We start from the raw sequence: 24,754 nt of genomic DNA on the forward strand, positions 1-24,754 counted from the left end.
CCATGAAAAAGCCCACTCCTGGCAGGCGCAAGTATGGCATCGCGCCCCGAGTGCGGAGTAGGCTTTGCCCATCGCCGCTGCTTGTCGAAAGATCCGAGACCGCCCATGAGTTCGCTTTACCTGCTGCATAAACCTTATCAAATGCTCTCGCAGTTTACCGATACGCAAGGCAGGGCAACGCTCGCCAACGTCATCGATGTCCCCGAGGTCTACCCCGCCGGGCGTCTCGATTACGACTCGGAGGGCCTGCTCCTGCTGACCGACGATGGCGCCCTGGCGCACCGCATCAGCCATCCGCGTCACAAGCAGCCCAAAACCTACTGGGTGCAGGTCGAAGGCGACCCCGGAGAAACGACCCTAAAGGCGCTGCGCAGCGGCGTCACGCTAAAAGACGGCCCGACGCGGCCCGCCCAGGTGCGGCGCCTCGAGGCGCCCGGTATCGCACCACGCCAGCCGCCGGTACGCTACCGCGAGGCCATTCCCACCGCCTGGCTCGAAATCGTCCTCAGCGAAGGTCGAAACCGCCAGGTACGCCGTATGACGGCACATGTCGGTCATCCTACGCTGCGCCTGATCCGCGTCGCCATCGGCCCCTGGCGCCTCGATGATCTAGCGCCGGGCGCCTGGCGCAAGGAAACACTGCATGCGCCGCGCAGCAAGGCCTCTACGCCGGCCAAGCGCCACCGGAGTCGTCGATGAGCCGCTGGACGCCCCACGTCACTGTTGCCAGCGTCGTCGAGCGCGCCGGCCGTTACCTACTCGTCGAGGAAGACAAGGGCGGCCCGTTCAGCCTCTTCAACCAGCCCGCCGGCCATCTCGAACCCGGCGAGCGCCTGACCCAGGCTGCCGAACGCGAAACCCGCGAGGAAGCCGCCTGGCACATCACGTTGACCGGCTATCTGGGGCTTTATGTGTATACCGCCCCCGATGAGGTGACGTTTCACAGCCACGCCTTCGTGGGGATTCCCCTGGCGCATCTGGGTAATGCGCTGGACAGTGGCATCGTCGCCGCGCATTGGCTCACGCTCGACGAAATCGAGGCACTGGAGCGCGCGCACCGCCTGCGCAGCCCGCTGGTGCTCAAGCGCATACGCGCCGCCATCGCCGGACGCCAGTTTCCGCTCGATGTGATTCACGAGCGCTGATGGCTCAATTCACGAGCTCTGATGGCTCAATTTACGAGCGCTGATGGCTCAAGCTCGAAGCACGAAGCCGGTTTCAGGTATAATATCGCCCCGAACATCAATCCATCCTCAACCCATTCGAGAGTGACCATGTCTCACGCCACGGAATCCTCCACCGCGGGGGCCGCTACCGCGTGCAAAGTCATCGTCGGCATGTCCGGCGGCGTCGATTCGTCCGTGACCGCCCTCGTCCTGCTGGAGCAGGGCTACGAGGTCGAAGGCCTGTTCATGAAGAACTGGGACGAGGACGACGGCACCGAGTACTGCACCGCCAAGGACGATCTTGCCGATGCCCAGGCCGTGTGCGACAAGCTCGGCATTCGGCTGCATACCGCGAACTTCGCCGCCGAGTACTGGGATAACGTCTTCGAACATTTCCTCGCCGAGTACAAGGCCGGCCGGACGCCCAATCCGGATATCCTTTGCAACCGCGAGATCAAGTTCAAGGTCTTCCTCGAATACGCCGAAATGCTCGGCGCCGAACGCATCGCTACCGGGCATTACGTGCGCAATGGTGAGCGTGACGGTCGCGTGCGCCTGCTCAAGGGTCTGGATGCCAACAAGGACCAGAGCTACTTCCTGCACGCCGTGCCGGAAGTCGCCATCGCGCGTACGCTATTCCCGGTCGGCGAGATGGAGAAAAGCGAGGTCCGCGCCATCGCCGAGCGCCATGGCCTGGCCACCGCGCGCAAAAAGGATTCTACCGGCATCTGCTTCATCGGCGAGCGGCGCTTCGGCGACTTCCTGAAGCAGTACCTGCCCGCACAGCCAGGTACGATCGAAACGCCCGAGGGCGAGGTCATCGGCGAGCACATGGGGCTGATGTATTACACCCTCGGTCAGCGCCAGGGGCTGGGCATCGGCGGCCTGCCCAACCACCCCGACGCGCCCTGGTACGTGGCCGCCAAGGACCTCGAACGCAACGTCCTGGTCGCCGTGCAAGGCAAACACCATCCGCTTTTGTACACCGACAGTCTGAGCACCGAGCCTGTGGAATGGGTCGCCGGTCAACCGCCGGCACCGCAGGCACGCCTCCAGGCCAAGACCCGCTATCGCCAACAAGATGTCGCCTGCCAAGTTCGCGTGCTCGAGGACGGCGGTGTCGAAGCATTCTTCGACGACCCCCAACGCGCGGTCACGCCGGGCCAGTCGCTGGTGCTCTACGAAGATGATATCTGCCTGGGCGGCGGCGTCATTCGCGAGACATGGAACCGACACGCGCGCCAAGGAGACAACGCCGCATGACGCCCACCCCGATCCAAAGCGCACCACAAAGCGCCGTCGCCCGCCAGGCCCTGGCCCTGGCGGGCGTCTTCCAGGCCGCTGCGGTGGTCGACGAGCTGGCCCGTACCGGACAGTGCGACGAACGCGCCTGGAATACGCTGATTCATGCCACGTTGGAGACCAATCCCGAAAGCTTCGCGGCGATCTACGGCGGCCATCACAACAATCTGCGTCTGGGCATCGACACCCTCAGCGCGGTGATGGATCGCCAGCGCAACGATCCCGCCGTGATGCGTTACGGCTTCTCGCTGGTGCTGCTGATGCAGAAGCTGCGCAAGGACGATGCCATGCTGGCCTCGCTGGGAGAGCGCCTGGGCCGCGTGCAGGGCCAAGCCAAGCATTTCGGCGAGACGCACGAAAACGTGGTCGCCAGTCTCGGTCAGCTCTATCAGGACACGCTGTCCACGTTTCGTTACCGCATCGTCGTGCAAGGTGACCCGAGTTTGCTACAAAGCCGGATGATGCCCGAACGCGTGCGAGCCGCCTTGCTGACGGGCGTACGCTTCGCCCTGCTTTGGCACCAGCAAGGAGGCCGTCGCTGGAAGCTGCTGCTTCAGCGTCAGTCCATCAAGAAATCACTCAATGCCCTCGACGACCGCTGACGGTCCTCGCCGCGCGATTCGATCCACGACCCGGAAGACGACATCCATGGAACTTTCCGCTCTCACCGCCCTATCCCCCGTCGATGGTCGCTATGGCGCCAAAGCTGCGGCCCTGCGCGAGCATTTCAGCGAGTACGGCCTGATCCGTGCCCGCGTGACCGTCGAAGTCCGCTGGTTGGAGCGCCTCGCCGCGCATCCACAGATTGCCGAAGTGCCCCCGCTGTCGGCACAGGCCACGGCCTTTCTCGGCCAGCTGGTGAGTGAGTTCTCGGTCGCCGACGCCGAGCGCATCAAGGAAATCGAGCGCACCACCAATCATGACGTCAAGGCGGTGGAGTACTTCCTCAAGGAAAAGGTCGCCGACTTCCCGGAACTGCATGCGGTCACCGAGTTCATCCATTTCGCCTGCACCAGTGAGGACATCAACAACCTGTCCCACGGCGTGATGCTGCGCGGTGGCCTCGATACCTTGCTGCCCACGCTGCGTGAGATCGTCACCGCGGTCGAGCGGCTGGCCCATGAGCACGCCGAGCAGCCCATGCTCTCGCGCACCCACGGCCAGACCGCCAGCCCCACCACGCTGGGCAAGGAAATGGCCAACGTCGCGTATCGCCTGCGCCGCCAGCTCAAGCAGATCGAAGCCGCCGAGATCCTCGGCAAGATCAACGGTGCGGTAGGCAACTACAACGCTCACCTCACCACCTATCCGGAAGTCGACTGGGCGGCTAACGCCCGCACCTTCGTCGAAGGGCTCGGGCTGACGTTCAATCCCTACACCACGCAGATCGAACCGCACGACTACATCGCCGAGCTGTTCGATGCTATCGCGCGCTTCAACACCATCTTGATCGACTTCGATCGCGACGTCTGGGGTTATATCTCGCTGGGTTACTTCAAGCAGAAGACCGTCGAGGGCGAGATCGGCTCCTCGACCATGCCGCACAAGGTCAATCCCATCGATTTCGAGAACTCCGAGGGCAATCTCGGGCTCTCCAACGCTCTGCTCGGCCATCTCGCCGAGAAGCTGCCGATTTCCCGCTGGCAGCGCGACCTGACCGATTCCACGGTGCTGCGCAACCTCGGCGTGGGGCTAGCGTACGGCCTGATCGCTTATCAAGCCACGCTCAAGGGCGTCGGCAAGCTGGAGGCCAATCCGGCCCGCCTCGACGAGGACCTCGATCAGAACTGGGAAGTCCTCGCCGAGCCGATCCAGACCGTGATGCGCCGCTACGGGATCGAAAAGCCCTATGAAAAGCTCAAGACCTTGACGCGCGGCAAGCGGGTCGACCAGGCCGGGTTCGCGGCCTTCATCGACTCTCTGGAACTACCCGACGACGTCAAGACCGAGCTCAAGGCCCTGACGCCGGCCGCCTACATCGGCAATGCCGCCGAGCAAGCGCGCGGGCTGTAAGTAGCTGGAAGCTGGAAGCTGGAAGCTGGAAGGAAGCATGAACTCGCCATCAACGGTGCCAAGCCGTTTCTTCCGGCTTCCAGGCGCGCAGCGCCGCTCTTCAAGCTTCACACATGGTCGCGGTTGCCCACTCATCCCTTTCGAATCCCGAGATTCTTATGTCGAGCGACACTCCCCTATCGATACTCGGCGGTTTGACCGCCGAGACTTTCCTGCGTGACTACTGGCAGAAAAAACCGCTGCTGATTCGTGGCGCCTTCGCCGACTTCGAGTCGCCGCTCGCGCCGGAGGAACTCGCCGGCCTGGCCTGCGAAGACGGCATCGAGGCCCGGCTTGTCGAGGCCAACGGCCCCGACAAGCCGTGGCAGGTCAGCCATGGGCCTTTCGATGACGCCACCTTCGCGCGCCTGCCCGACCGAGAATGGTCTCTGCTGGTCCAGGCCGTCGATCATTACGTGCCCGAAGTCGCCACCTTGCTCGACGCCTTCGATTTCCTGCCGCGCTGGCGCCTCGACGACGTCATGGTCAGCTACGCGCCCCCCGAGGGCAGCGTCGGCCCCCACGTCGACAGCTACGATGTCTTCCTGCTTCAGGGCAGCGGCCAGCGCCGCTGGCAGCTCGGTGGCGAGCAGCCCGACGACGCCCCCATCGTCTCCGGCGTCGACCTGCGCATGCTCGAACGCTTCGAGGTCACCCCCGGCGAGGACTGGGTGCTCGAGCCCGGCGACATGCTGTATCTGCCGCCGCGCATCGCCCATCACGGCGTCAGCCAAAGTGCCGACTGCATGACCTATTCGATCGGCTTTCGCGCACCGTCTACTGACGAGATCATCACCTCGTTCGCCGACTACCTCGGTGAAATGCAGTCCGAGACCTCCCGTTACACCGACCCTGATCTGCGCCCCATCGAACACGCCGGCCGCCTCGATGACGACGCCATCGCGCGCCTGCGCACCTTGATGCTCTCGGTAATCGACGATCCCGCGCAGATGACGCAATGGTTTGGGCGCGTCATGACCCAGCCCAAGTATGCCGACCAGCTCGCGCCTCTCGAGGCGCCAACCGACAGCGATGCCATCGCCGAGGCATTGTCGAAGGGGCACTACTTGGAACGTGCGCTGGGCTCGCGCTTCGCGTTTCACGAGGAGAACGGCCACACCACGTTGTTCGCGGATGGCGACGGTCATGCCTGCCCGCCAGGGCTCGCGCGTCTGCTGGCCGATACCACGCCACTGCATGCCGCCACGCTGGCCTCACACTTGGACGATCAGGCCCTGACGCTGCTCGCCGAGCTGCTCAATCACGGCAGCCTCCACTGGCAAGACGAGACGCAAGAAGACGAAACTCAGGAAGACGGCGATGCGTGAGTGGCATATCACCAGCGGCGACTGGGAAACGCTGGGCGCGGCGTGCAGCGCGATCCGTAAGGTCGTATTCATCGAAGAGCAAAACGTCCCCCAGGCGGAAGAATGGGATGGCCGCGACCCACAGTGTCTGCATTTTTTGCTGCACGTCGATGACCGCCCAGTGGGCACGGCACGCCTCTTGCCGGACGGCCATATCGGACGCGTGGCGATTCTCGAGGAAGTGCGCGGCCAAGGACTTGGCCTGCATCTGATGGAAGCGACGCTGGTGGCGGCCCGCGAAGCCGGCCACCACGCCGTGCATTTGGATGCACAGACCTACGCCATCCCCTTCTACGAACGTCTGGGCTTTACCGCGCATGGCGACGAGTTTCTCGATGCCAATATCCCCCATTACCATATGAGCCTGCATTTTCAATAACCTGCTTTTTCAATAAGTTGTCTCGGGCCTTTCTTACCTCTCGGAAAAACACTACATGACGCTGCGCCATTCGGGCGTTATGTAGTCAAACTACAACGTTTCCTGCGCCTAACTAGGCATTGTTCGTCTCGCTTGAGTGCGTCATATTTTTCGTAAAGCCGAATTTAAAACGGTTGTTTTACTGCAGCGCAATATCCGCGTCATCACGCGTACTGCAGCGGAAAAGAACCTACTTCGGCTGAACGTGAAATGCCCTATTGGGCACGCTCTGAACGCTCACGACGACCAAGAGGCAAGCGACATGTCCCAGACACGCGAACAGCAAATCGCCGCATTGGAAAAGGATTGGAATGAGAATCCGCGCTGGAAGGACGTCATGCGTCCGTATAGTGCCGAGGAAGTGGTAAGGCTTCGCGGTAGCGTCAATGAAGCGCATACACTCGCCACGATAGGTGCCGAAAAGCTCTGGCGCCTGGTCAACGGCGAGGCTCGCAAGGGCTACGTCAACTGTCTCGGCGCGCTGACCGGCGGCCAGGCCATGCAACAGGTCAAGGCGGGTATCGAGGCGATCTATCTCTCGGGCTGGCAAGTCGCAGCCGACAACAACAGCTACCTCTCGATGTACCCCGACCAGTCGCTCTACCCGGTGGACTCGGTGCCCAAGGTCGTCGAGCGCATCAACAACAGCTTCCGCCGTGCGGATCAGATTCAGTGGCAGAAAGGCGCCAACCCCGGCGATGACGACTTCGTCGATTACTTCGCGCCCATCGTCGCCGACGCCGAGGCGGGATTCGGCGGCGTGCTCAACGCTTTTGAGCTGATGACGGCGATGATTCGCGCCGGCGCCAGCGGCGTGCATTTCGAGGATCAGCTCGCCGCCGTCAAGAAATGCGGCCATATGGGTGGCAAGGTGCTGGTTCCCACCCAGGAAGCCGTGCAGAAGCTGGTCGCCGCGCGACTGGCCGCCGATGTGGCGGGCACTTCCACCTTGGTCATCGCACGCACCGATGCCAACGCCGCCGACCTGATCACCGCCGACGTGGATGACTACGACAAGCCCTTCATCACCGGCGAGCGCACCGCCGAAGGTTTCTACCGGGTCAACGCCGGGCTCGATCAGGCCATCGCCCGAGGCCTGGCTTACGCGCCCTTCGCGGATGTGATCTGGTGCGAAACCGCCAAGCCGGATCTCGATGAGGCCAAGCGTTTCGCCGATGCGATCCACCGCGAATATCCCGATCAGTTGCTGGCCTACAACTGCTCGCCGTCGTTCAACTGGAAGAAGAATCTAGACGACGCCGAGATCGCCGGCTTCCAGAAAGCCCTGGCCGAAATGGGCTACACCTACCAGTTCATCACCTTAGCCGGCATTCATAACATGTGGTACAACATGTTCGACCTCGCCCACGCCTACGCCCAAGGCGAAGGCATGAAGCATTATGTCGAGAAGGTCCAGCAGCCGGAATTCGAAGCGGCCGAGCGTGGCTACACCTTCGTCGCCCACCAGCAGGAAGTCGGTACCGGCTACTTCGATGACATGACCAACATCATCCAAGGTGGCGTATCGTCGGTGACCGCGCTCAAGGGCTCCACCGAGGAATCACAGTTCTAGTGCCGGCTCCATGACTCAACGTCCACACACACGAAGGGCGCCCATGCGGCGCCCTTCGTCTTGCTTTTCTATGCGTGTCGTTTCAAGACCTACAGTTGCAAGGCGTACGGTTCAGCGCTGCTCGCGCAGGATGCCCAGCATCCGCTTGAGCGGCTCCGCCGCCCCCCACAACAGCTGATCGCCCACCGAAAAGGCAGAGAGATATTCACCGCCCATGGCCAGTTTGCGCAGGCGCCCCACCGGGACATCCAGCGTGCCGGTCGCGGCCGCCGGCGTCAGGCTTTGCAAGGTAGCGTCCTTGTCGTTGGGAATCACCTTCGCCCACTGGTTGTGCTTGGCCAGACGGTCTTCGATCTCGTCGAGCGGCACATCCTGCTTGAGCTTGATGGTGAATGCCTGGCTATGCGAACGCATCGCACCTATACGTACGCACAAACCGTCGATGGGGATCGGAGAATCGCCGGTAGCGAGAATCTTGTTGCTCTCGACACCGCCTTTCCACTCTTCCTTGCTCTGGCCGTTGTCCATCGCCTTGTCGATCCACGGCAACAGGCTGCCGGCCAGCGGCTCGCCGAACTGCTCGGTGGGGAAATCACCGCCGCGCATGGCCTGCGTCACCTGGCGGTCGATATCCAGGATCGCACTGCCGGGATCGGCCAGCGCCGACGACGCCGCACCATGCAGGGCGCCCATCTGGGAGAGCAGCTCGCGCATGTGCTTGGCCCCCGAGCCCGACGCGGCCTGGTAGGTCATGGAGGTCATCCACTCCACCATGTTGGCCTCGAACAAACCGCCCAGGCCCAGCAGCATCAGGCTGACGGTGCAATTGCCGCCGACGAATGTCTTGCCGCCGTTGGCGAGACTGCGCTCGATGACATGGCGGTTGACCGGGTCGAGCACGATGGTCGCCTCGTCCGCCATGCGCAGCGTGCTGGCAGCGTCGATCCAATAGCCCTGCCAGCCGGCCTCGCGCAGCGGACGGTAGACACTTTCCGTGTAATCGCCGCCCTGCGCAGTTACCACCACGTCGAGACTCTTGAGGGCCTCCAGATCGCGGGCATCCTTGAGGGGCGGTACCTCGACCCCGATGTCAGGGCCCGGCTGACCTACCTGGGAGGTGGTGAAGAACACCGGTTCGAGGCCGGCGAAATCGCCATCCTCGCGCATGCGTTGCATGAGGACGGACCCCACCATTCCCCGCCAACCGACAAAACCGACTCTAAGCATGTGTCGTCCTCCTGAAATCTACGAATGGGCGTATGGCCATGATACGTGAGCCGCGCTCACTGCGCCTGGAATGCCGCCAACACGGCATCGCCCATCGCCTGAGTCGAGACGGGGGCCGTGCCCTCGAAGGCGATATCGGCGGTACGTAGTCCCTGGTCGAGCACCGAACCTACGGCGCGTTCGATGCGCTCGGCGAGCGCCGGCGCCTCAAGGGAATAACGCAGCATCATGGCCACCGACAAGATCGTCGCCAACGGGTTGGCGATGCCTTGCCCGGCGATATCCGGCGCGCTGCCATGGCAGGGTTCGTACATGCCCTGACGTTGTTCGTTGAGCGATGCCGAGGGCAGCATCCCGATCGAGCCCGTCAGCATCGCCGCCGCATCGGAGAGGATATCACCGAACATGTTGCCGGTAACGATGACGTCGAACTGCTTGGGCGCACGCACCAGTTGCATGGCGGCGTTATCGACGTACATATGCGACAGCTCGACGTCGGGATACTCCGGCGCCAGGCGCTCCATGACCTCGCGCCACAGAATGGTGACCTCGAGCACGTTGGCTTTGTCCACCGAGCAGAGCTTGCCGCCCCGCGCGCGCGCCATCTCGAAGGCCACCCGCCCGATGCGTTCGATCTCGTGCTCGGCGTAGACGTAGGTATTGAAACCGACTTTCTCACCATCACGCTCTTCGATGCCGCGCGGCTGGCCGAAGTAGATACCGCCGGTCAATTCGCGCACGATCATGATATCCAGCCCGGCAACGATCTCGGGCTTGAGGCTCGAGGCCGAGGCCAGCTGCGGATAAAGCAGTGCCGGGCGCAGATTACCGAACAAGTTGAGGTTCTTGCGCAAGCCCAGCAAGCCTTTCTCGGGCCGCTTGGCCAGGTCCTCGATCTTGTCCCATTTGGGGCCACCCACGGCGCCCAGCAATACGGCATCGGCGGCCTTGGCGCTCGCGAGTGTCTCATCGGGCAGCGGTACACCATGGGCGTCGATACCCGCCCCGCCGACGAGACCTTCCTCGAGGTCGACGTCTAGCCCGGTCTCGCGGCACGCGTTGAGAATCTTGACGGCCTCGCGGGTAATTTCCGGGCCGATGCCGTCGCCCGGTAGAACGAGAATCTTGCGACTCATGGCGTACTCTCTCACTACTCGACACATCATCGTGGATGACGTGACTGATGGTTCGTGGGTGGCCGGCGCCGCGACGCCGACCACGAGAAGGTGGGCACTCCCTGCCATCCCGGCTCATTGAGCCGGGCCTCCCTATCGGTTGTGTCCAGCGTTGTTATTATTCAAAGGCCGCCAGCGTCATCCAGCCTGGCGGAAAAGCCACGGCCGCGCCTGACGATGGCGCTGCTCGAAATCCGCAATGGCATCGGCATCCTTGAGCGTCAAGCCGATATCGTCCAGCCCTTCGAGCAGGCATTGCTTGCGAAATGAATCGACCTCGAAGGCCAGTGTCTCGCCGCTGGGCGTGGTGATCTGCTGGCTCTCGAGATCGACATCCAGACGATAGCCTTCCTCGGCCTCGGCTTCCTGAAAAAGGCGATCCACCGTGGCTTCGTCAAAGGTGATCAGCAACAAGCCATTCTTGAAGGCGTTGTTGAAGAAGATATCGGCAAAGCTCGGCGCGATGATCACGCGAAACCCGAAATCTTCCAGCGCCCAGGGCGCATGCTCGCGCGAACTGCCGCAACCGAAGTTGCGGCGCGCCAGCAGCACGCTGGCGCCCTGATAGCGCAACTGGTTGAGCACGAAATCCGGATTGAGCGGACGATTGGCGACATCTTGCCCTGGATAGCCTTCATCCAGATAGCGCAGCTCGTCGAACAGATTGGGGCCGAAGCCGGTACGCTTGATCGACTTCAGAAACTGCTTGGGAATGATCAGGTCCGTGTCCACGTTGGCGCGATCCATGGGCGCCACGAGGCCCTGATGGCGGTCGAACTTGCGCATGCTCACGCCTCCTGTACTTGGCTGTCGTCGTTGGCGGCGCGCTCGGCACCGAAGTCGCGCACATCGACGAAATGACCGGCGATGGCCGCCGCCGCCGCCATGGCGGGGCTCACCAGATGCGTGCGGCCACCATAGCCCTGGCGCCCCTCGAAGTTGCGATTCGAGGTCGAGGCGCAATGCTCACCGGCACCCAGCTTATCGGCGTTCATCGCCAGGCACATGGAGCATCCCGGCTCACGCCATTCGAAGCCCGCCTCGAGGAAGATCTTGTCCAGCCCTTCCTCCTCGGCCTGGCGCTTGACCAGTCCGGAGCCGGGCACGACCATCGCCAGTTGGATGGTATCCGCCACCTTGCGGCCTTTGGCGACCTTGGCCGCCTCACGCAGATCTTCGATGCGCGAGTTGGTGCACGAGCCGATGAAGACCTTGTCGAGCTGGATATCGGTGATCTGCTGCCCCGCCTGGAGCCCCATGTACTCGAGCGCGCGCGACACGCCCTGCTGCACGGTCTCGTCGCCGGCAGCGGCCGGATCCGGCACCTGTGCACCGACGCCCGCGACCATTTCCGGACTGGTGCCCCAGGTGACCTGCGGTTCGATCGCAGCGGCATCGAGCTCGATGACCTTGTCGAACGGCGCATCGTCATCGGAGACCAGCTCGCGCCAATCGGTGACCGCCGCGTCCCAGTATTCCTCACTGGGGGCGAAGGGGCGCCGACGCAGGTATTCGACCGTGGTCTCGTCGACCGCCACCAACCCCACGCGTGCGCCGGCTTCGATGGCCATGTTGCAGATGGTCATGCGACCTTCCATGGACAAATCGCGAATCGCGCTACCGGCGAACTCGATGGCATAGCCGGTGCCTCCGGCGGTGCCGATCTGGCCGATCACCGCCAGCACGATGTCCTTCGCCGTCACGCCGAGACCAAGCTCACCCTCGACACGCACCTGCATGTTCTTCATCTTGCGCTGAATCAGGCACTGGGTCGCCAAGACATGCTCGACCTCGGAGGTGCCGATGCCGTGCGCCAAGGCTCCGAAGGCGCCGTGCGTGGCGGTGTGAGAATCGCCGCAGACGACCGTCATACCCGGCTGCGTGGCGCCTTGCTCCGGCCCGACCACGTGCACGATGCCCTGGCGCGCGTCGTTGATGCGGAATTCCTCGATGCCGAAGCTGGTGCAGTTGTCGTCTAGCGTCTCGACCTGAATGCGCGAGACCGGATCGACGATGCCCGCGTTGCCCTCGGCACGCTCCTTGAGCGTGGTCGGCACGTTATGGTCCGGCGTGGCGAGGTTGGTATCCAACCGCCATGGCTTGCGCCCAGCGAGACGCAACCCCTCGAAGGCCTGGGGCGAGGTCACCTCATGCAGCAGGTGACGGTCGATATAGATCAACGCCGTGCCATCGTCGCGTTCCTTTACCAGGTGCCGCGACCAGAGCTTGTCGTAAAGAGTCTGGCCTGCCATGGAATCTCCTCCACTCGTGCCTCCCCGACCGGGAAGGTTGGGCGATGACGCTCTATGTCGTCTTGAAGCATGTCGTCTTGCAACATGCCGCCTTGCAACGCGCCGCGATAACCGGCGCAACCTTTGATATCCCCGAGCCTAAGGGGGCTTATGGATAAAAGCAATTCATGTTATTTATGCTTTGCATTCCTTAATAGAATACATGGCCACTAGAGCGCGTTCATGGATACACAAAGTCTGCAAGCCTTCCTCGCCGTGGCCGACAATGGCTCATTTTCGCTCGCCGCGGAACAGCTCCACTTGACCCAGCCTGCGGTCAGCAAGCGTATCGCAGGACTCGAAACTCAAGTCGACGCGCAGTTATTCGACCGTATCAACCGCCGCGTGACGCTCACCGAGGCAGGACGCACCTTATTGCCTCGCGCCCGCGAGATTCTGGTGATGTTCGACGATAGCCGTCGCGCGCTTTCCAACCTCGCCGGCGACGTCAGCGGCAGCTTGACCATGGCGACCAGCCATCATGTCGGCCTGCATCGCCTGCCGCCGCTGCTTAAGGCCTACACCCAGGCGCATCCCGAGGTGCGCATGGACATGCGCTTTATGGATTCCGAGCAAGCCTATCAGGGTGTACTGGACGGCGAACTGGAACTCGCCGTGGTCACGCTAGCGCCAGTGCCCGACCCAGCGCTGACGGTCGTACCGGTGTGGATCGACCAGTTGCGTTTCGTGTGCGGGCGCGAGCATGCCCTCGCCGGGCGCGAGGAACTCGCCTTATCGGCGCTGTCCGATTACGACGCCGTACTACCGGGGCACTTGACCTTCACACGCGGCATCGTGGTGGATACCTTCGCCCGCGACGGACTCAAGGTAAACGTCTCGCTATCCACCAACTACCTCGAGACACTCAAGATGATGGTCGCCATCGGGCTAGGCTGGAGCGTGCTGCCTGAAACCATGATCGACGACGACATCGAGATCCTGCCCATCGACCACCGCCCCATCCAGCGTCCGCTGGGCTATCTGTTTCACAAGAGCCGCACCCTCTCCAATGCTGCACGCGCCATGCTCGGCATGCTCGATGATGCCCAGGATAAGACCGCTCAAGGTTGGTCGTCATGATGAAAATGTCGTTAAAGATCAACAGGAATCAATAGACAGCCAAGGCTTTCGCCTTTTTTCGTCATCCATATTTGATCTATAGCGACACAAAAACGCCGTTTACTATCAACTCGACGGATACGTCATGTCAGAAAACATCATGTAGCCTTCTCGGTACCGCCTTAGCCTTGTGCCAGACCAACGACACAAACGCTTGCATGAGGCAGGACATGACTAATACGACTTTCCAAGCGTGGGCGGACCAGCCTGCGGAAAAGGCGCTAACGCTTCCTTCACGCTACTTCTTCGACCCGCAACTCTTCGCCGCCGAACGCGATCGCATTTTCATGGGCGCTTGGCACTTCGCCTGCCATGTCAATGAGGTGGCCGAGCCCGGTGCTTTCGTGGTGCGTGAGATCTTCGATCAGAGCGTGATCGTGATACGTGATCGCCAAGGCGACTTGCACGCATTTCATAATGTCTGTCAGCACCGTGGCAACCGTCTGCTCAACGAGACGCGAGGCGTTCAGAAAGGTGTTATTCGTTGTGCCTACCACTCCTGGTGCTACGGGCTGGACGGCAGCCTGCGCGCCGCGCCGCGCAGTGACCGGATTGCAGCCTTCAATGTTGATGATTATCACATCCCGCCAGTACGCCTGGAAGTCTTCGCCGGGTGCGTCTACTTCAATCTCGATCCCAATGCCGCCGACATGCAGACACTCTTCCCTGGCGCAGAGACTGCCATTCGCGAGGCAATTCCGGACCTGGACGACATGCAGCTGATCCAGGAAGACGACGTCATCATCCCCGCCAACTGGAAAGTGATCATGGATAACTCCATTGAGGGCTATCACTTCCAGCTTTCTGGGCCCCATCACGTCGATCTAGCTGCCTTAATCGATTTCGATGGCTACCGCCTGACCCATCATGACAACTGGTGGACCTATGGCGCACCACCTAATGCCAGCGCCGAGGAAGCTTACGGCGTGCCGCTGGACCGCCCGGTCGGCAACGGCGACGGTTTTTTCAACATCGGCATCTGGCCGCATAACACCTTCTACCAGTTTCCGTTCTCGCAGTGCATGGGCACTTTCATGATCATCCCGCTGGATGCCGAGCGTTCGATTCTGCGCTTCGGGTATTACACCCCGCACGACACGCTGCCAGAGGTGACCAAGGCCAGCATGCGTTGGATGAACGAAGAGCTCGGCCCCGAGGATATCGAACTCAATATCAGCGTGCAGAAAGGCCTCCACTCCCTGGGCTACGACCAGGGGCGCTACATGATCGATGCCGCGCGCAGCAATGAAAGCGAGCATCTGGTGCTTCACTTCCATCGTTTGGTGTTCCAGGCCTTGCACGGCGATGCCACCGCACGTCAGGAGACGCCAGCATGACATTCACCGGTCAACGCGTGCTGGTGACCGGCGGTGCCCGTGGCATCGGCGCCGCCACCGCACGACGCTTCCTGGAACAGGGCGCGAACGTCGCCATCGGCGCCCGTCACCAATCGTCCATCGACGCATTTCGCGACGCGCTGACGGATACCGAACTTGCCACGTCCACAGTGGAAGCCGCCGTCGGCGAGATCGGCACCCAGGCCGAATGCCAGGCAGTCGTAGAGACTGCCGTCGAGCGCCTTGGAGGGCTCGACATCCTGGTCAATTGCGCCGGCGTCTTCGAAGAGGTGCCTTTCGAGGCGGTTACCCAGGCGCATTGGGATACCACCTTCCGCGTCAACGTCGGCGGCACGTTCTTCTGCATCCAAGCAGCGCTACCGCACCTCGAGTCCAGTGGCGGCAATGTCGTCAATCTGGGCTCGGATGCCGGGCTGATTGGCTTTCCGCCAAGCAGCGTCTATTCCGGTGCCAAGGCCGCCGTGGTCAACCTGACCCGCGCCCTGGCCTTGGAGCTCGCTGGTCGCATACGCCTTAACTGCGTATGCCCGGGCAATGTCGAGACCGACATGATCCAACACGCCGCCGAGACTAGCGACGACCCACGCGCCTACCGAGACGCCGCCCATCGACGTGCACCCTTGAAGCGCATGGGGCAACCGCAAGAGATCGCCGATGCCGTGCTTTATCTCGCCTCCCCCCAAGCCGGCTTCACACATGGCGCCATTCTGTCCGTGGACGGTGGTGGCGTATGCGGCTTTTAAGCACTACGTATCGCGCCCTCCGCACGCACAACGACAACATCAGACTTAACGAGGATATTCCCATGACCGATACGCTCCCACACCGTGCCCGGAATGGCCGCCTGATGAGTGCTCTCATCGGCGGTGCCATGGGCGCGTTGCTGCTCACGCCCTTCAGCCTCGCCCAAGCCGAGACCGACGTGGTTCGCTTCGGCACACCACAGTGGCCCGGCGCCACCGTCAAGTCGGAAGTGGCACGGCAGCTCCTGGACACGCTGGGTTATAACACCACGCTGAGGGAAGCCAGTTCGTCGATCATTTTGGAAGGCATGTCGAGTGGCGATCTCGACATCAACATGGCGCTCTGGCGGCCTTCACAAAGCGGCATGCTCGACCCCCGCCTGGCAGCTGGTGAGCTGGTCGAAGTCGTCAAGAATATCGACGGCGCACGCTTTAAGCTCGCGGTACCCGAATATGTGTGGGATGCCGGCGTGCACTCGATGGCCGATCTCGCCGAACACGCGGAACGCTTCGATCACACCTTCTACGGCATTGAGCCGGGCAATGTCGGCAACGAATTGATGCAAAAGGCCATCGACGACGGCACCTACGACCTGAGCGACTGGCGAGTCGCTGCCTCTAGCGAGACCGGCATGATGTCGCAGGTCGAAAGCGATATTCGCAATGACCAATGGATCGCCTTCCTGGGCTGGGAACCACACTGGATGAATGTCGACTTCGACATTCGCTATCTCAAGGACCCCGAAAACCTCTGGGGCGACGCCAGCTCGGTCTCCTCAGTAGTCGCCAGCGATTTCGCCGAGCACCATCCCAACGTCATCACCTTTCTCGAAAACATGATCGTGCCCATCGAGGTGCAGGACCAATGGGTCTACGCCTACAGCCGTGAGGATCAATCACTGGAAGATGTCGCCGCTGACTGGATCCAGTCGCATCCCGAGCGGGTCAACGCCTGGCTCGAAGGTGTCACCACAGCGGATGGCGACACGCGTGCGCAAGACGCCTATCAGGCCACGCGTTGACCTTTCGACCTTCGCCTCAGGATGCTTGCATGACGGCTAACCAAGATTACGATTACATCATCGTCGGGGCAGGCTCGGCCGGCTGCGTGCTGGCAGACCGACTCACCGCCGATGGCGAATCACGCGTATTACTGCTCGAAGCCGGGCCTCGCGATCGCTCGTGGACCATCGACATGCCCGCTGCCATGGGGGCAGCCATCGACGGCCCGCACTTCAACTGGCATTACTGGTCGGGCCCCGAACCCTATCTCGACGCACGCCGCATCGCTACACCTCGCGGGCGTACACTGGGCGGCTCGTCATCGATCAATGGCATGGTGTACATCCGTGGCCACGCCCGCGATTACAATGCCTGGGAAGACGCCGGCTGCCACGGCTGGGGCTACCGGCACGTTTTGCCCTACTTTCGCCGCGCCGAAACCCACGAACTGGGCGCCGATGCCTATCATGGCGACACGGGACCTCTGCATGTCAGTGCCGGTCGCCCCGAGGATCCTCTGGCGAAAGCCTTCCTGGCCGCCGGTGAAGAGGCTGGTTATGCCGCCAGCGACGATCTCAACGGCTATCGTCAGGAAGGCTTCGGTCGCGTCGACCGCACGACCCGTGCGGGTAAGCGTTGGAGTACGGCGCGCGGCTATCTGGCGCGTGCCGAAAAGCGCGCCAACCTGACGGTCATCACCCACGCGCTGGCGCACCGCGTGCTCGTCGGCGAAACCGGCGCCGAGGGCATCGAATATCACCACGCCGGGGCGCTGCAACAGGCAATGGCGACCCGAGAGGTCATCCTCGCAGGTGGCGCCATCAACAGTCCCCAGTTGTTGATGCTCTCCGGCATCGGCCCCGACGACGAACTATCTCGCTGGGGCATTCATCGGGTACACACGCTCGATGGCGTGGGCCGTCGCCTCAGCGATCATCCCGACACAGTCGTGGCATACCGTTGCCGCCGGCCGGTCTCGCATGCGCTATGGACCCACGCTCCCCGCAAGTGGTGGCTGGGCATGCGCTGGTTCCTCGACCGGCGCGGCCTCGCGGCGAGCAACCAGTTCGACGCCGGCGCCTTCATCCGCTCGCGGGCGGGGGTAGAGCATCCCGACATCCAGTTGACGTTCATGTCTCTGGCCATCGCGCCCGGCACCACCGAAAGCCTGCGCGAGCATGCGTTCCAGGTGCACATCGACTTGATGCGCCCCACGAGCATGGGCCGCTTACGCCTCGGGAGCGCGGACCCCGCACAGGCGCCGGAGATCGTCTTCAACTACCTGGCCACCGAGCGCGATCGCGCCGACATGCGCGCGGCCGTGCGTCGGGTCAGGGAACTGGTCGAACAGCCGGCATTCGCGGAGTTGCGGGGCGAGGAAATCTCCCCCGGTGCCGACTGCCAGAGCGATGAGGCGCTAGATGCCTGGGCGCGCGCCACCACCGAAACCGGCTATCACGCCGCCGGCACCTGCAAGATGGGCCCGGCCGACGATCCAGAGGCTGTGGTCGATCCTGAGCTTCGCGTGCATGGCCTCGACGGCTTGCGCGTGGTCGATGCTTCGATCATGCCCCGCGTGGTCAGCGGCAATACCAATGCGCCGACCGTCATGATCGCCGAAAAGGCCAGCGACATGATCCTCGGCCACGCGCCGCCGGCTCCCTCGGATGCTCCCTTCTGGCTGCATGACGACTGGCAACACCAGCAACGTTGAGGAGGACATGCCATGACCGCGACACCATTCGACGTCGTGATCGAGAGCCACCAGCGGCTATCGAGCGCTATCTACCAGATCGACTTGGTCGCCGCCGATGGCGCCGTCCTGCCACCTGCTCCGGCGGGCGCTCATCTCGAGGTGCACCTCCTCAATGGTCTGATACGTCACTACTCGCTGCTGGACGACGCGCGTCACGGCCGCTATCGCATCGGCGTGCTGCATGACCCAGTGTCCCGCGGGGGATCCGCCTTTCTGGCCGAGCAGGCAAGCGTCGGCACGCGGCTAAGCGTTTCCCCGCCCCAGGATCGCTTTCCCCTCGCCGACGACCGGCAGCACTACCGACTGATCGGGGGCGGGATCGGTATCACGCCGCTCGTCGCCATGGCGCGCCGACTCGTCGAGCGGGGCGATACGGTCGAGGTCCATTATCTGGTGCGCCACCGGGACGAGGCGGCATTCCTCGACGAACTCCGCGCGTTCCTGCCCGCATCGCAGTTGCACCTGCACGCCTCCGCCACGCAGGGAAGACTCGCCCCGCATGCGCTACTGGGCGACTACACGCCGGACACCGGCGTCTATGCCTGCGGCCCCGAAAGCCTGCTGGACGCCTTGACCGAAGCAACTCAAGAGTGGCCTCAGGGAGCGCTACAGATGGAACGCTTCCGGGGCGCATCGCAAGCACCAGCAGCGCGCACCACGCCTTGCCGAATCGAGCTCGCGCGCAGCGACAAGCAGTTCACGCTCGCCGAGGACGAAACCCTGCTCGATGGCTTGGCACGCGCCGGGGCGGCGCCGGACAGCCTATGCTGCGAAGGCGCCTGCGGCACTTGTGGTATTCCCGTGCTCGAAGGCGAAGTCGAGCATCGCGACGTTCTCCAGTCCGATGCCGAAAAAGCTGCCAACGACATCATTTACGTCTGCGTTTCGCGTCCCCAGGGAGAGCGGCTGGTGCTCGACCTGTGAAAACAGCGCGCCAGCGCGAGCGCTTTCTACACTCATTCGACAATCACCAAGGTATGGTTATGTCTTCCTCTCCTATGCCCACCGCCCACGCCGACTGGCAACACCGTGCCGCCACCCTCTCGCTGGATGGCGCCGCCTATATCGACGGTCACCGCTACGCGACACGTCAGGGCGAGTCGTTCGAATCGATCAACCCCATGACGGGCGCTTCACTGACGACGATCGCGGCTTGCAACACGTCGGATATCGATGACGCTGTCGATGCAGCGCGCCGGGCATTCGACACCGGCGACTGGTCACATGCCGAGCCGACGACGCGTCGCCGGTGCTTGCAGGCGCTCGCCGCTCAGGTTCGCGATCACGCCGAGGAATTGGCCCTGCTCGACAGTCTGGAGGTCGGTAAGTGCATCCACGAAGCCCTGGACGATGTCGAGGAAGCGGCCTTGCTCTTCGACTGGTTCGGCGAGCTACAGGACAAATGCTACGACCAGCTCGCGCCCAGCCCCAATCACGTACAGGCCACGGTGGCCCACGAGCCTCTCGGCGTCGCCGCCGCCGTAGTACCGTGGAACTTTCCCTTGCACAACGCGGCGGTGAAACTGGCGCCCGCGCTGGCCGCCGGCAATAGCGTGGTGCTCAAGCCTGCCGAGGAATCGTCGCTCTCCGCGCTGCGCCTGGCAGAACTCGCGACCCAGGCCGGCCTCCCGCCCGGTGTGCTCAATGTCGTGCCGGGATACGGGCATATCGCCGGCGAAGCGCTGGGCCGTCATGAGGATGTCGACGCGCTCGGCTTCACCGGCTCCACCGAGATCGGCAAGCGCTTTCTGGTCTACTCGGGCGAATCCAACATGAAACCCGTGTGGCTGGAATGCGGCGGCAAGAGCCCGCATCTGGTGTTCGACGATTGCCCCGACCTGGATGCCGCCGTGGACAACGCCGTGGCCGGCATCTTCACCAATGCCGGCCAGGTATGCTCGGCGCATTCGCGCCTGTTGCTGCAAGACGGTATCGCCGAGCGTTTTCTCGAGGCCTTGCAGGCACGCATCGCGACACTCGTGCCGGGAGATCCGCTTGACCCGGCGACGACGCTCGGCCCGCTCGTCAGCCAGGCGCAGTTCGACAAGGTCCGCGACTACCTGGCGGTTGGCAAGCGCGAAGCCACGCTGTTAAGCGGCGGCGAGACGCTGCAGGCAGCAGGCGGCGCCTTGTTCGTCGCCCCTACGGTGTTCACCGATGTCGAACCGCATCACCGGCTCTTCCAGGAAGAAATTTTCGGCCCCGTGCTCAGCGTGACGCGCTTCAACGACGAGCGCCAGGGCGTGACATTGGCCAATGCCAGCCAGTATGGTTTAGCAGCGTCTCTCTGGACCGCCGACCTGGGACGCGCCCATCGCCTTTGCGATGCTCTGCAGGCTGGCACCGTGACGGTCAATGGCGTCGATGCCGTCAGCCCGCAGACGCCTTTCGGCGGCATGAAGCAATCCGGCATAGGCCGCGACTACGCACTGGCCGGCATGCACAAGTACATGGCGCTCAAGACGCGCTGGATCCACTATTGATGGCCTCGGTTTCGCCATCGCCACAGGAGCGTTACATGACGACCGCTACCGAGCTTCCCGGCACTCCCCGCGAACAACTGGCTTGCGCGTTCCGCTGGCTGGCCCGCCTCGACATGCACGAAGGGGTCGCCAATCATTGCAGCCTGGCCACCCAGGCGGATGGCAAGCGCTTTCTGGTCAATCCCGAAGGACGCCATTTCGCGGAAATGCGTGCCAGCGATCTCGTCGAGGTGGATGCCAGCGCCGCGCAACGCCCCGAGTCCATCGACCCCACCGCCTGGGCAATCCATGGCGCCATGCATCGTCAGGGCCGCGGCGTGGGATGCGTGATGCATGCCCACTCGCTCTACGCCACCGCCCTGGCCTGTCTGGAGATGCCGGAGCTACCCCCGGTGGAACAGAACGCCATGCGCTTCTTCGAGCGGGTGCATGTCGATGCCGGATTCGATGGCATGGGGCTCGACGAGGAAGCGGAACGCCTCGGTAAGCTGGCCGGCACGGCACCGATCCTCCTGCTCGGCAATCATGGCGTGGTCGCCACCGGCCGGGACGTCGCCGAAGCCTTCGACCACCTCTACTACTTCGAGCGTGCCTGCCGCTCCTATCTGGTGGCCCGTGCCAGCGGCCTTCCCGTGCGTCCCGTCGCGCCCGAGATCGCGCGCAAGACCGCCCAGCAATGGGAGGACTATCTGGCGCAAGGCTCGGCGCACATGCATCTTGCCGCCTTGATGCGCCTACTCGACCGCGATGCCCCCGATTACCGTGATTGACACACGGCGTCCGACGCACGGGCCGGAGCGCATCGCGATCCTGCTGATGCCGCAGTTTTCCTTTGCCGGCCTGGGGGCGATGCTGGATCCGCTGTTCATCGTCAACTGGCTGACCCAGGAGTCGCGCTTCAAGTGGCAGTTGCTGGGCAGCGATGCCACGGTCGCCGCCTCCAACGGCGTCCCCCTAAACGTGGACACCGAGTGGCCGGAACCGACCGACCTGGATAGCGTGTTCGTCCTCGCCAGTTTCGAAACGAAGACGTATACCGGCGACAAACGCATCGCCACGTGGCTTCGCCAGTGTGCGGCGGCCGGCGTGGCGTTGGGCGGCATCGAGATGGGCAGCGAAGTGCTGGCCGCGGCGGGTGTGTTCGACGATCATCAGGTGGCTGTGCACTGGGATAACCTGGAAGGCTTTCGCGAGCTTTATCCGCGCATCCAGGCCACCAGCGATCTCTATCGCATCGCGGGCCAGCGGCTGAGCTGCGCCGGCGGTACCGCCGTGCTCGACATGATGTTCGCCTGGCTCACTCCGCGCGTGGAACCTCCCTACATGGAAGAGTTGCGCAATCACTTGCTGGAACGCCGCCAACGGCGCGATGACAGCGAACAGTTGTCGGCGGCGCCCGAACACCATGTCGAGACCTCGGCGCAGTTACGCAAGGTGATTCGCACCATGCGCCGCACCCTGGAGACGCCGCTCTCGGCACCGGCGCTGGCCGCCCTCGTCGGGCTCTCGCCGCGTCAGCTGGAGCGGCGCTTCAAGGCCGAACTCGGTGTCACGCCAATTCGTTACTATCTATGGCTGCGCATCAATCGCGCGCATCGACTACTGCAGCAAACTGACCTGAGCGTGGCAGAGGTCGCCAGTTGCGCCGGTTTCGGCTCCCTGGAGCATTTCTCCCGTGCCTACCGTCGCTTCTTCGGCTGCGCGCCCAGCGACGACCGCCTGCAATCGCGAGACGCACCGGTGGTTCCTGTGCGCCTTTTTCCCGTCAAGCGCTGAGGCAATTCGCGATCATGACGACGAGTTGTCGTCATCAACAGGGTGGGTACCCAGCACCTCGGGGATGGTTTGACGCACGTAGCGGCCGGGAGCGGGTTCGATGGGCTTTAGTTCGCCCTCTCCCGGATGACGCGCCGCGACTGTTTTATCGGGATCGGCGTAGCGATTGTCGGTCATCCAGGCCTGCCAATGCGGCCACCAGGAGCCCTCTTGAAACGTCGCCGACTCGAGCCAGGCATCGGGGTCGTCGGGGATCTCATCATGGGTCCAGTAGCCGTACTTGCGTTTCGCTGGTGGATTGACGATTCCCGCGATATGCCCGGCGCCCCCCAGCACGAAGGTCACGGGGCCCTTAGGCAGTCGAGCTCCCAAATAGCTGCCGCGCCATTTGGCGATGTGGTCATCGCGCGTGGAGACGAAATAGCTCGGTGTCGAGACCTTGCGTAGGTCGATCTTGACGCCATCGAGCTCGATGCCGCCGGGCTGGACGAGACGATTCTCGCGATACATGTGGCGCAGGTACCAGCCGTGGGTGCCCGCCGGCAGGTTGGTGCCGTCGCTGTTCCAATACAGCAGATCGAACGCCGCCGGCGCCTCGCCCTTGAGATAATTGCTGATATAGAACGACCAGAAAAGATCGTTCTCGCGCAGCATGTTGAAGGAAAACGCCATGGCACGACCATCGAGGTAGCCGTCACGCGCAAGCTGACGCTCGATGCCAGCCAGCACCGGCTCACTGAGAAACACGCCGATTTCGCCGGGGTCACTGAAATCCTGCAGCGTCGCCATGTAGGTGACAGAACGTACCTTGCGACCACGCAGACTACTGGTCAGATACGCCACCGTGGTCGCCGCCAGCGTGCCACCGATGCAGTAACTCAACAGGTTGACGGATTTCTCGCCACAGGCCTGCTCGATGGCTCCCATGGCGGCGATCGGTCCCAACTGCATGTAATCGGCCCAGGTCAGGTGACGCTGCTCGGGCCCGGGGTTACGCCAGGAGATCATGAACACCGTATGCCCTTGCGCCACTAGCCATTTCACCAGCGAGTTATCCGGGCGCAAGTCGAGCACGTAATACTTGTTGATCCAGGGCGGCACGATCAGAAGCGGCGTCTTGAAGACCTCGTCGGTGCTCGGATGGTACTGAATCAGTTGCATCAAATCGTTTTCGAAGACCACCTCGCCCGGCGTGATGGCAAGGTTCTCGCCCAATCGAAAGGCACTGCGATCGCTCATCGCGACGTTGAGTCCCTCGGCGGAATTGGCCAGGTCCTCGCGCAAACGCTTGAGGCCCTCTACAAGATTTTGCCCGCGGGTTTCGAGTGTCTTGCGGACCACTTCCGGATTGGTGGACACGAAGTTGCTCGGCGCGAGCGCATTGACGTACTGCCGCGCATAGAATTCCAGTTGATGGCGTGTCTGCGGCGTCAATCCGCCGAGATTCGCCAACAACTCGTCGACGGCACGCACGAAGAGCAAATACTGCTGAAGGATATAGCGATAGAAGGGATGCGAGTGCCAGGCATCATCGCGAAAGCGTCGATCCTCGGGACTCGGCTCGATCACTGCAGGCACATTCTCGCCCATGAGCTCCCGCAGAGCATTCTGCCAGACACGCAGTTGATCCTGCGCCAGACGCATCTGCACGGTATAGACCGCCGGCGCATTGAAGACCATGGCCTCGGCGCCGATACGCAGACTCTCCTGCATGTCGGCATACACCGAAGCACCCGCATCGCTGGGCCACAACCGATTGAAGGCTTCCTGCATGAGGGATTGGTATTGCTCACCGAACTCGCTCACCTGACGTTGCCAGGCGTGCGGGTCACCGAAGGCGTCATAGCCTTCCTCGGGCCCTTGCCACATACGTCATCTCCCGCATCGCAAAACGGTTCACGCGCATACGCGCCGTCGGCAGCCGCCTGTCTTCGCGACTGCCGGGG

At 62.9% G+C, this 24,754-nt stretch carries 22 protein-coding genes; 17 read left to right on the forward strand and 5 right to left on the reverse strand.

Annotated elements, in window-relative coordinates; translation table 11 throughout:
- Nucleotides 1-105 precede the first annotated feature (105 nt).
- The 8 genes from OP494_RS08280 to aceA all read left to right on the forward strand — a co-directional run bounded on the left by OP494_RS08280 (nt 106) and on the right by aceA (nt 7,878).
- Complete coding sequence (locus OP494_RS08280) at nt 106-699, forward strand: pseudouridine synthase (RefSeq protein WP_280540268.1); 594 nt, start codon at nt 106-108, stop codon at nt 697-699.
- The gene (locus OP494_RS08285; RefSeq protein WP_280540269.1) at nt 696-1,145 is read left to right on the forward strand and encodes an NUDIX hydrolase; all 450 of its coding nucleotides are present in this window, start codon (nt 696-698) and stop codon (nt 1,143-1,145) included. Before OP494_RS08280 ends, OP494_RS08285 begins: the two co-directional genes overlap by 4 nt.
- Nucleotides 1,146-1,274: 129 nt before the next feature.
- A complete protein-coding gene (gene mnmA / locus OP494_RS08290; protein ID WP_280540270.1) occupies nt 1,275-2,429 on the forward strand; it encodes a tRNA 2-thiouridine(34) synthase MnmA in 1,155 nt (384 codons plus the stop codon).
- A complete protein-coding gene (gene hflD, locus OP494_RS08295; protein WP_280540271.1) occupies nt 2,426-3,070 on the forward strand; it encodes a high frequency lysogenization protein HflD in 645 nt (214 codons plus the stop codon). The genes mnmA and hflD overlap by 4 nt, the downstream gene beginning before the upstream one ends.
- Before the next feature lie 46 nt (nt 3,071-3,116).
- Nucleotides 3,117-4,481, forward strand: coding sequence for an adenylosuccinate lyase (purB, locus tag OP494_RS08300; protein ID WP_280540272.1), 1,365 nt, complete (start codon nt 3,117-3,119; stop codon nt 4,479-4,481).
- A gap of 158 nt (nt 4,482-4,639) precedes the next feature.
- Nucleotides 4,640-5,848 (forward strand): cupin domain-containing protein, encoded by a 1,209-nt coding sequence (locus tag OP494_RS08305; protein ID WP_280540273.1) that lies wholly within the window; start codon nt 4,640-4,642, stop codon nt 5,846-5,848.
- On the forward strand, nt 5,841-6,266 hold the full coding sequence (locus OP494_RS08310) for a GNAT family N-acetyltransferase (protein ID WP_280540274.1): 426 nt from the start codon (nt 5,841-5,843) through the stop codon (nt 6,264-6,266). Before OP494_RS08305 ends, OP494_RS08310 begins: the two co-directional genes overlap by 8 nt.
- Before the next feature lie 301 nt (nt 6,267-6,567).
- Nucleotides 6,568-7,878 (forward strand): isocitrate lyase, encoded by a 1,311-nt coding sequence (gene aceA, locus OP494_RS08315; protein ID WP_280540275.1) that lies wholly within the window; start codon nt 6,568-6,570, stop codon nt 7,876-7,878.
- 111 nt (nt 7,879-7,989) lie between these two features.
- Here aceA and asd read toward each other — a convergent pair whose 3' ends face one another.
- The 4 genes from asd to leuC form a co-directional block, all read right to left on the reverse strand.
- The gene (asd, locus tag OP494_RS08320; RefSeq protein ID WP_280540276.1) at nt 7,990-9,105 is read right to left on the reverse strand and encodes an aspartate-semialdehyde dehydrogenase; all 1,116 of its coding nucleotides are present in this window, start codon (nt 9,103-9,105) and stop codon (nt 7,990-7,992) included.
- 56 nt (nt 9,106-9,161) lie between these two features.
- A complete protein-coding gene (gene leuB / locus OP494_RS08325) occupies nt 9,162-10,241 on the reverse strand; it encodes a 3-isopropylmalate dehydrogenase (protein WP_280540277.1) in 1,080 nt (359 codons plus the stop codon).
- 177 nt (nt 10,242-10,418) lie between these two features.
- Entirely contained in the window at nt 10,419-11,066 is a 648-nt protein-coding gene (gene leuD / locus OP494_RS08330; RefSeq protein WP_280540278.1) for a 3-isopropylmalate dehydratase small subunit, read from the reverse strand.
- A gap of 2 nt (nt 11,067-11,068) precedes the next feature.
- Complete coding sequence (gene leuC / locus OP494_RS08335; RefSeq protein ID WP_280540279.1) at nt 11,069-12,532, reverse strand: 3-isopropylmalate dehydratase large subunit; 1,464 nt, start codon at nt 12,530-12,532, stop codon at nt 11,069-11,071.
- A gap of 222 nt (nt 12,533-12,754) precedes the next feature.
- Between leuC and OP494_RS08340 the strand changes: the two genes are divergently transcribed.
- The 9 genes from OP494_RS08340 to OP494_RS08380 all read left to right on the forward strand — a co-directional run bounded on the left by OP494_RS08340 (nt 12,755) and on the right by OP494_RS08380 (nt 22,808).
- On the forward strand, nt 12,755-13,651 hold the full coding sequence (locus tag OP494_RS08340; RefSeq protein WP_280540280.1) for a LysR family transcriptional regulator: 897 nt from the start codon (nt 12,755-12,757) through the stop codon (nt 13,649-13,651).
- Between the two features lie 209 nt (nt 13,652-13,860).
- Nucleotides 13,861-15,027, forward strand: coding sequence for an aromatic ring-hydroxylating dioxygenase subunit alpha (locus OP494_RS08345; protein WP_280540281.1), 1,167 nt, complete (start codon nt 13,861-13,863; stop codon nt 15,025-15,027).
- Nucleotides 15,024-15,791: an SDR family NAD(P)-dependent oxidoreductase gene (locus OP494_RS08350; RefSeq protein WP_280540282.1), complete on the forward strand. Its 768-nt coding sequence runs from the start codon at nt 15,024-15,026 to the stop codon at nt 15,789-15,791. The genes OP494_RS08345 and OP494_RS08350 overlap by 4 nt, the downstream gene beginning before the upstream one ends.
- A 62-nt stretch (nt 15,792-15,853) precedes the next feature.
- Entirely contained in the window at nt 15,854-16,813 is a 960-nt protein-coding gene (locus OP494_RS08355; RefSeq protein WP_280540283.1) for an ABC transporter substrate-binding protein, read from the forward strand.
- Nucleotides 16,814-16,842: 29 nt separating this feature from the next.
- Nucleotides 16,843-18,507, forward strand: coding sequence for a choline dehydrogenase (locus OP494_RS08360; protein ID WP_280540284.1), 1,665 nt, complete (start codon nt 16,843-16,845; stop codon nt 18,505-18,507).
- Between the two features lie 12 nt (nt 18,508-18,519).
- Nucleotides 18,520-19,473, forward strand: coding sequence for a PDR/VanB family oxidoreductase (locus OP494_RS08365; protein WP_280540285.1), 954 nt, complete (start codon nt 18,520-18,522; stop codon nt 19,471-19,473).
- A gap of 59 nt (nt 19,474-19,532) precedes the next feature.
- Complete coding sequence (locus OP494_RS08370) at nt 19,533-21,032, forward strand: aldehyde dehydrogenase (RefSeq protein ID WP_280540286.1); 1,500 nt, start codon at nt 19,533-19,535, stop codon at nt 21,030-21,032.
- Between the two features lie 35 nt (nt 21,033-21,067).
- The gene (locus OP494_RS08375) at nt 21,068-21,802 is read left to right on the forward strand and encodes a class II aldolase and adducin N-terminal domain-containing protein (RefSeq protein ID WP_280540287.1); all 735 of its coding nucleotides are present in this window, start codon (nt 21,068-21,070) and stop codon (nt 21,800-21,802) included.
- Nucleotides 21,795-22,808 carry a GlxA family transcriptional regulator gene (locus tag OP494_RS08380; RefSeq protein ID WP_280540288.1) on the forward strand — a complete coding sequence of 338 codons (1,014 nt, stop codon included), beginning with the start codon at nt 21,795-21,797 and terminating at the stop codon, nt 22,806-22,808. The genes OP494_RS08375 and OP494_RS08380 overlap by 8 nt, the downstream gene beginning before the upstream one ends.
- A 12-nt stretch (nt 22,809-22,820) precedes the next feature.
- Here OP494_RS08380 and phaC read toward each other — a convergent pair whose 3' ends face one another.
- Nucleotides 22,821-24,677: a class I poly(R)-hydroxyalkanoic acid synthase gene (phaC, locus tag OP494_RS08385; protein ID WP_280540289.1), complete on the reverse strand. Its 1,857-nt coding sequence runs from the start codon at nt 24,675-24,677 to the stop codon at nt 22,821-22,823.
- Nucleotides 24,678-24,754 lie beyond the last annotated feature (77 nt).

This window comes from Chromohalobacter sp. 11-W, assembly GCF_029889905.1.
Lineage (GTDB): Bacteria > Pseudomonadota > Gammaproteobacteria > Pseudomonadales > Halomonadaceae > Chromohalobacter.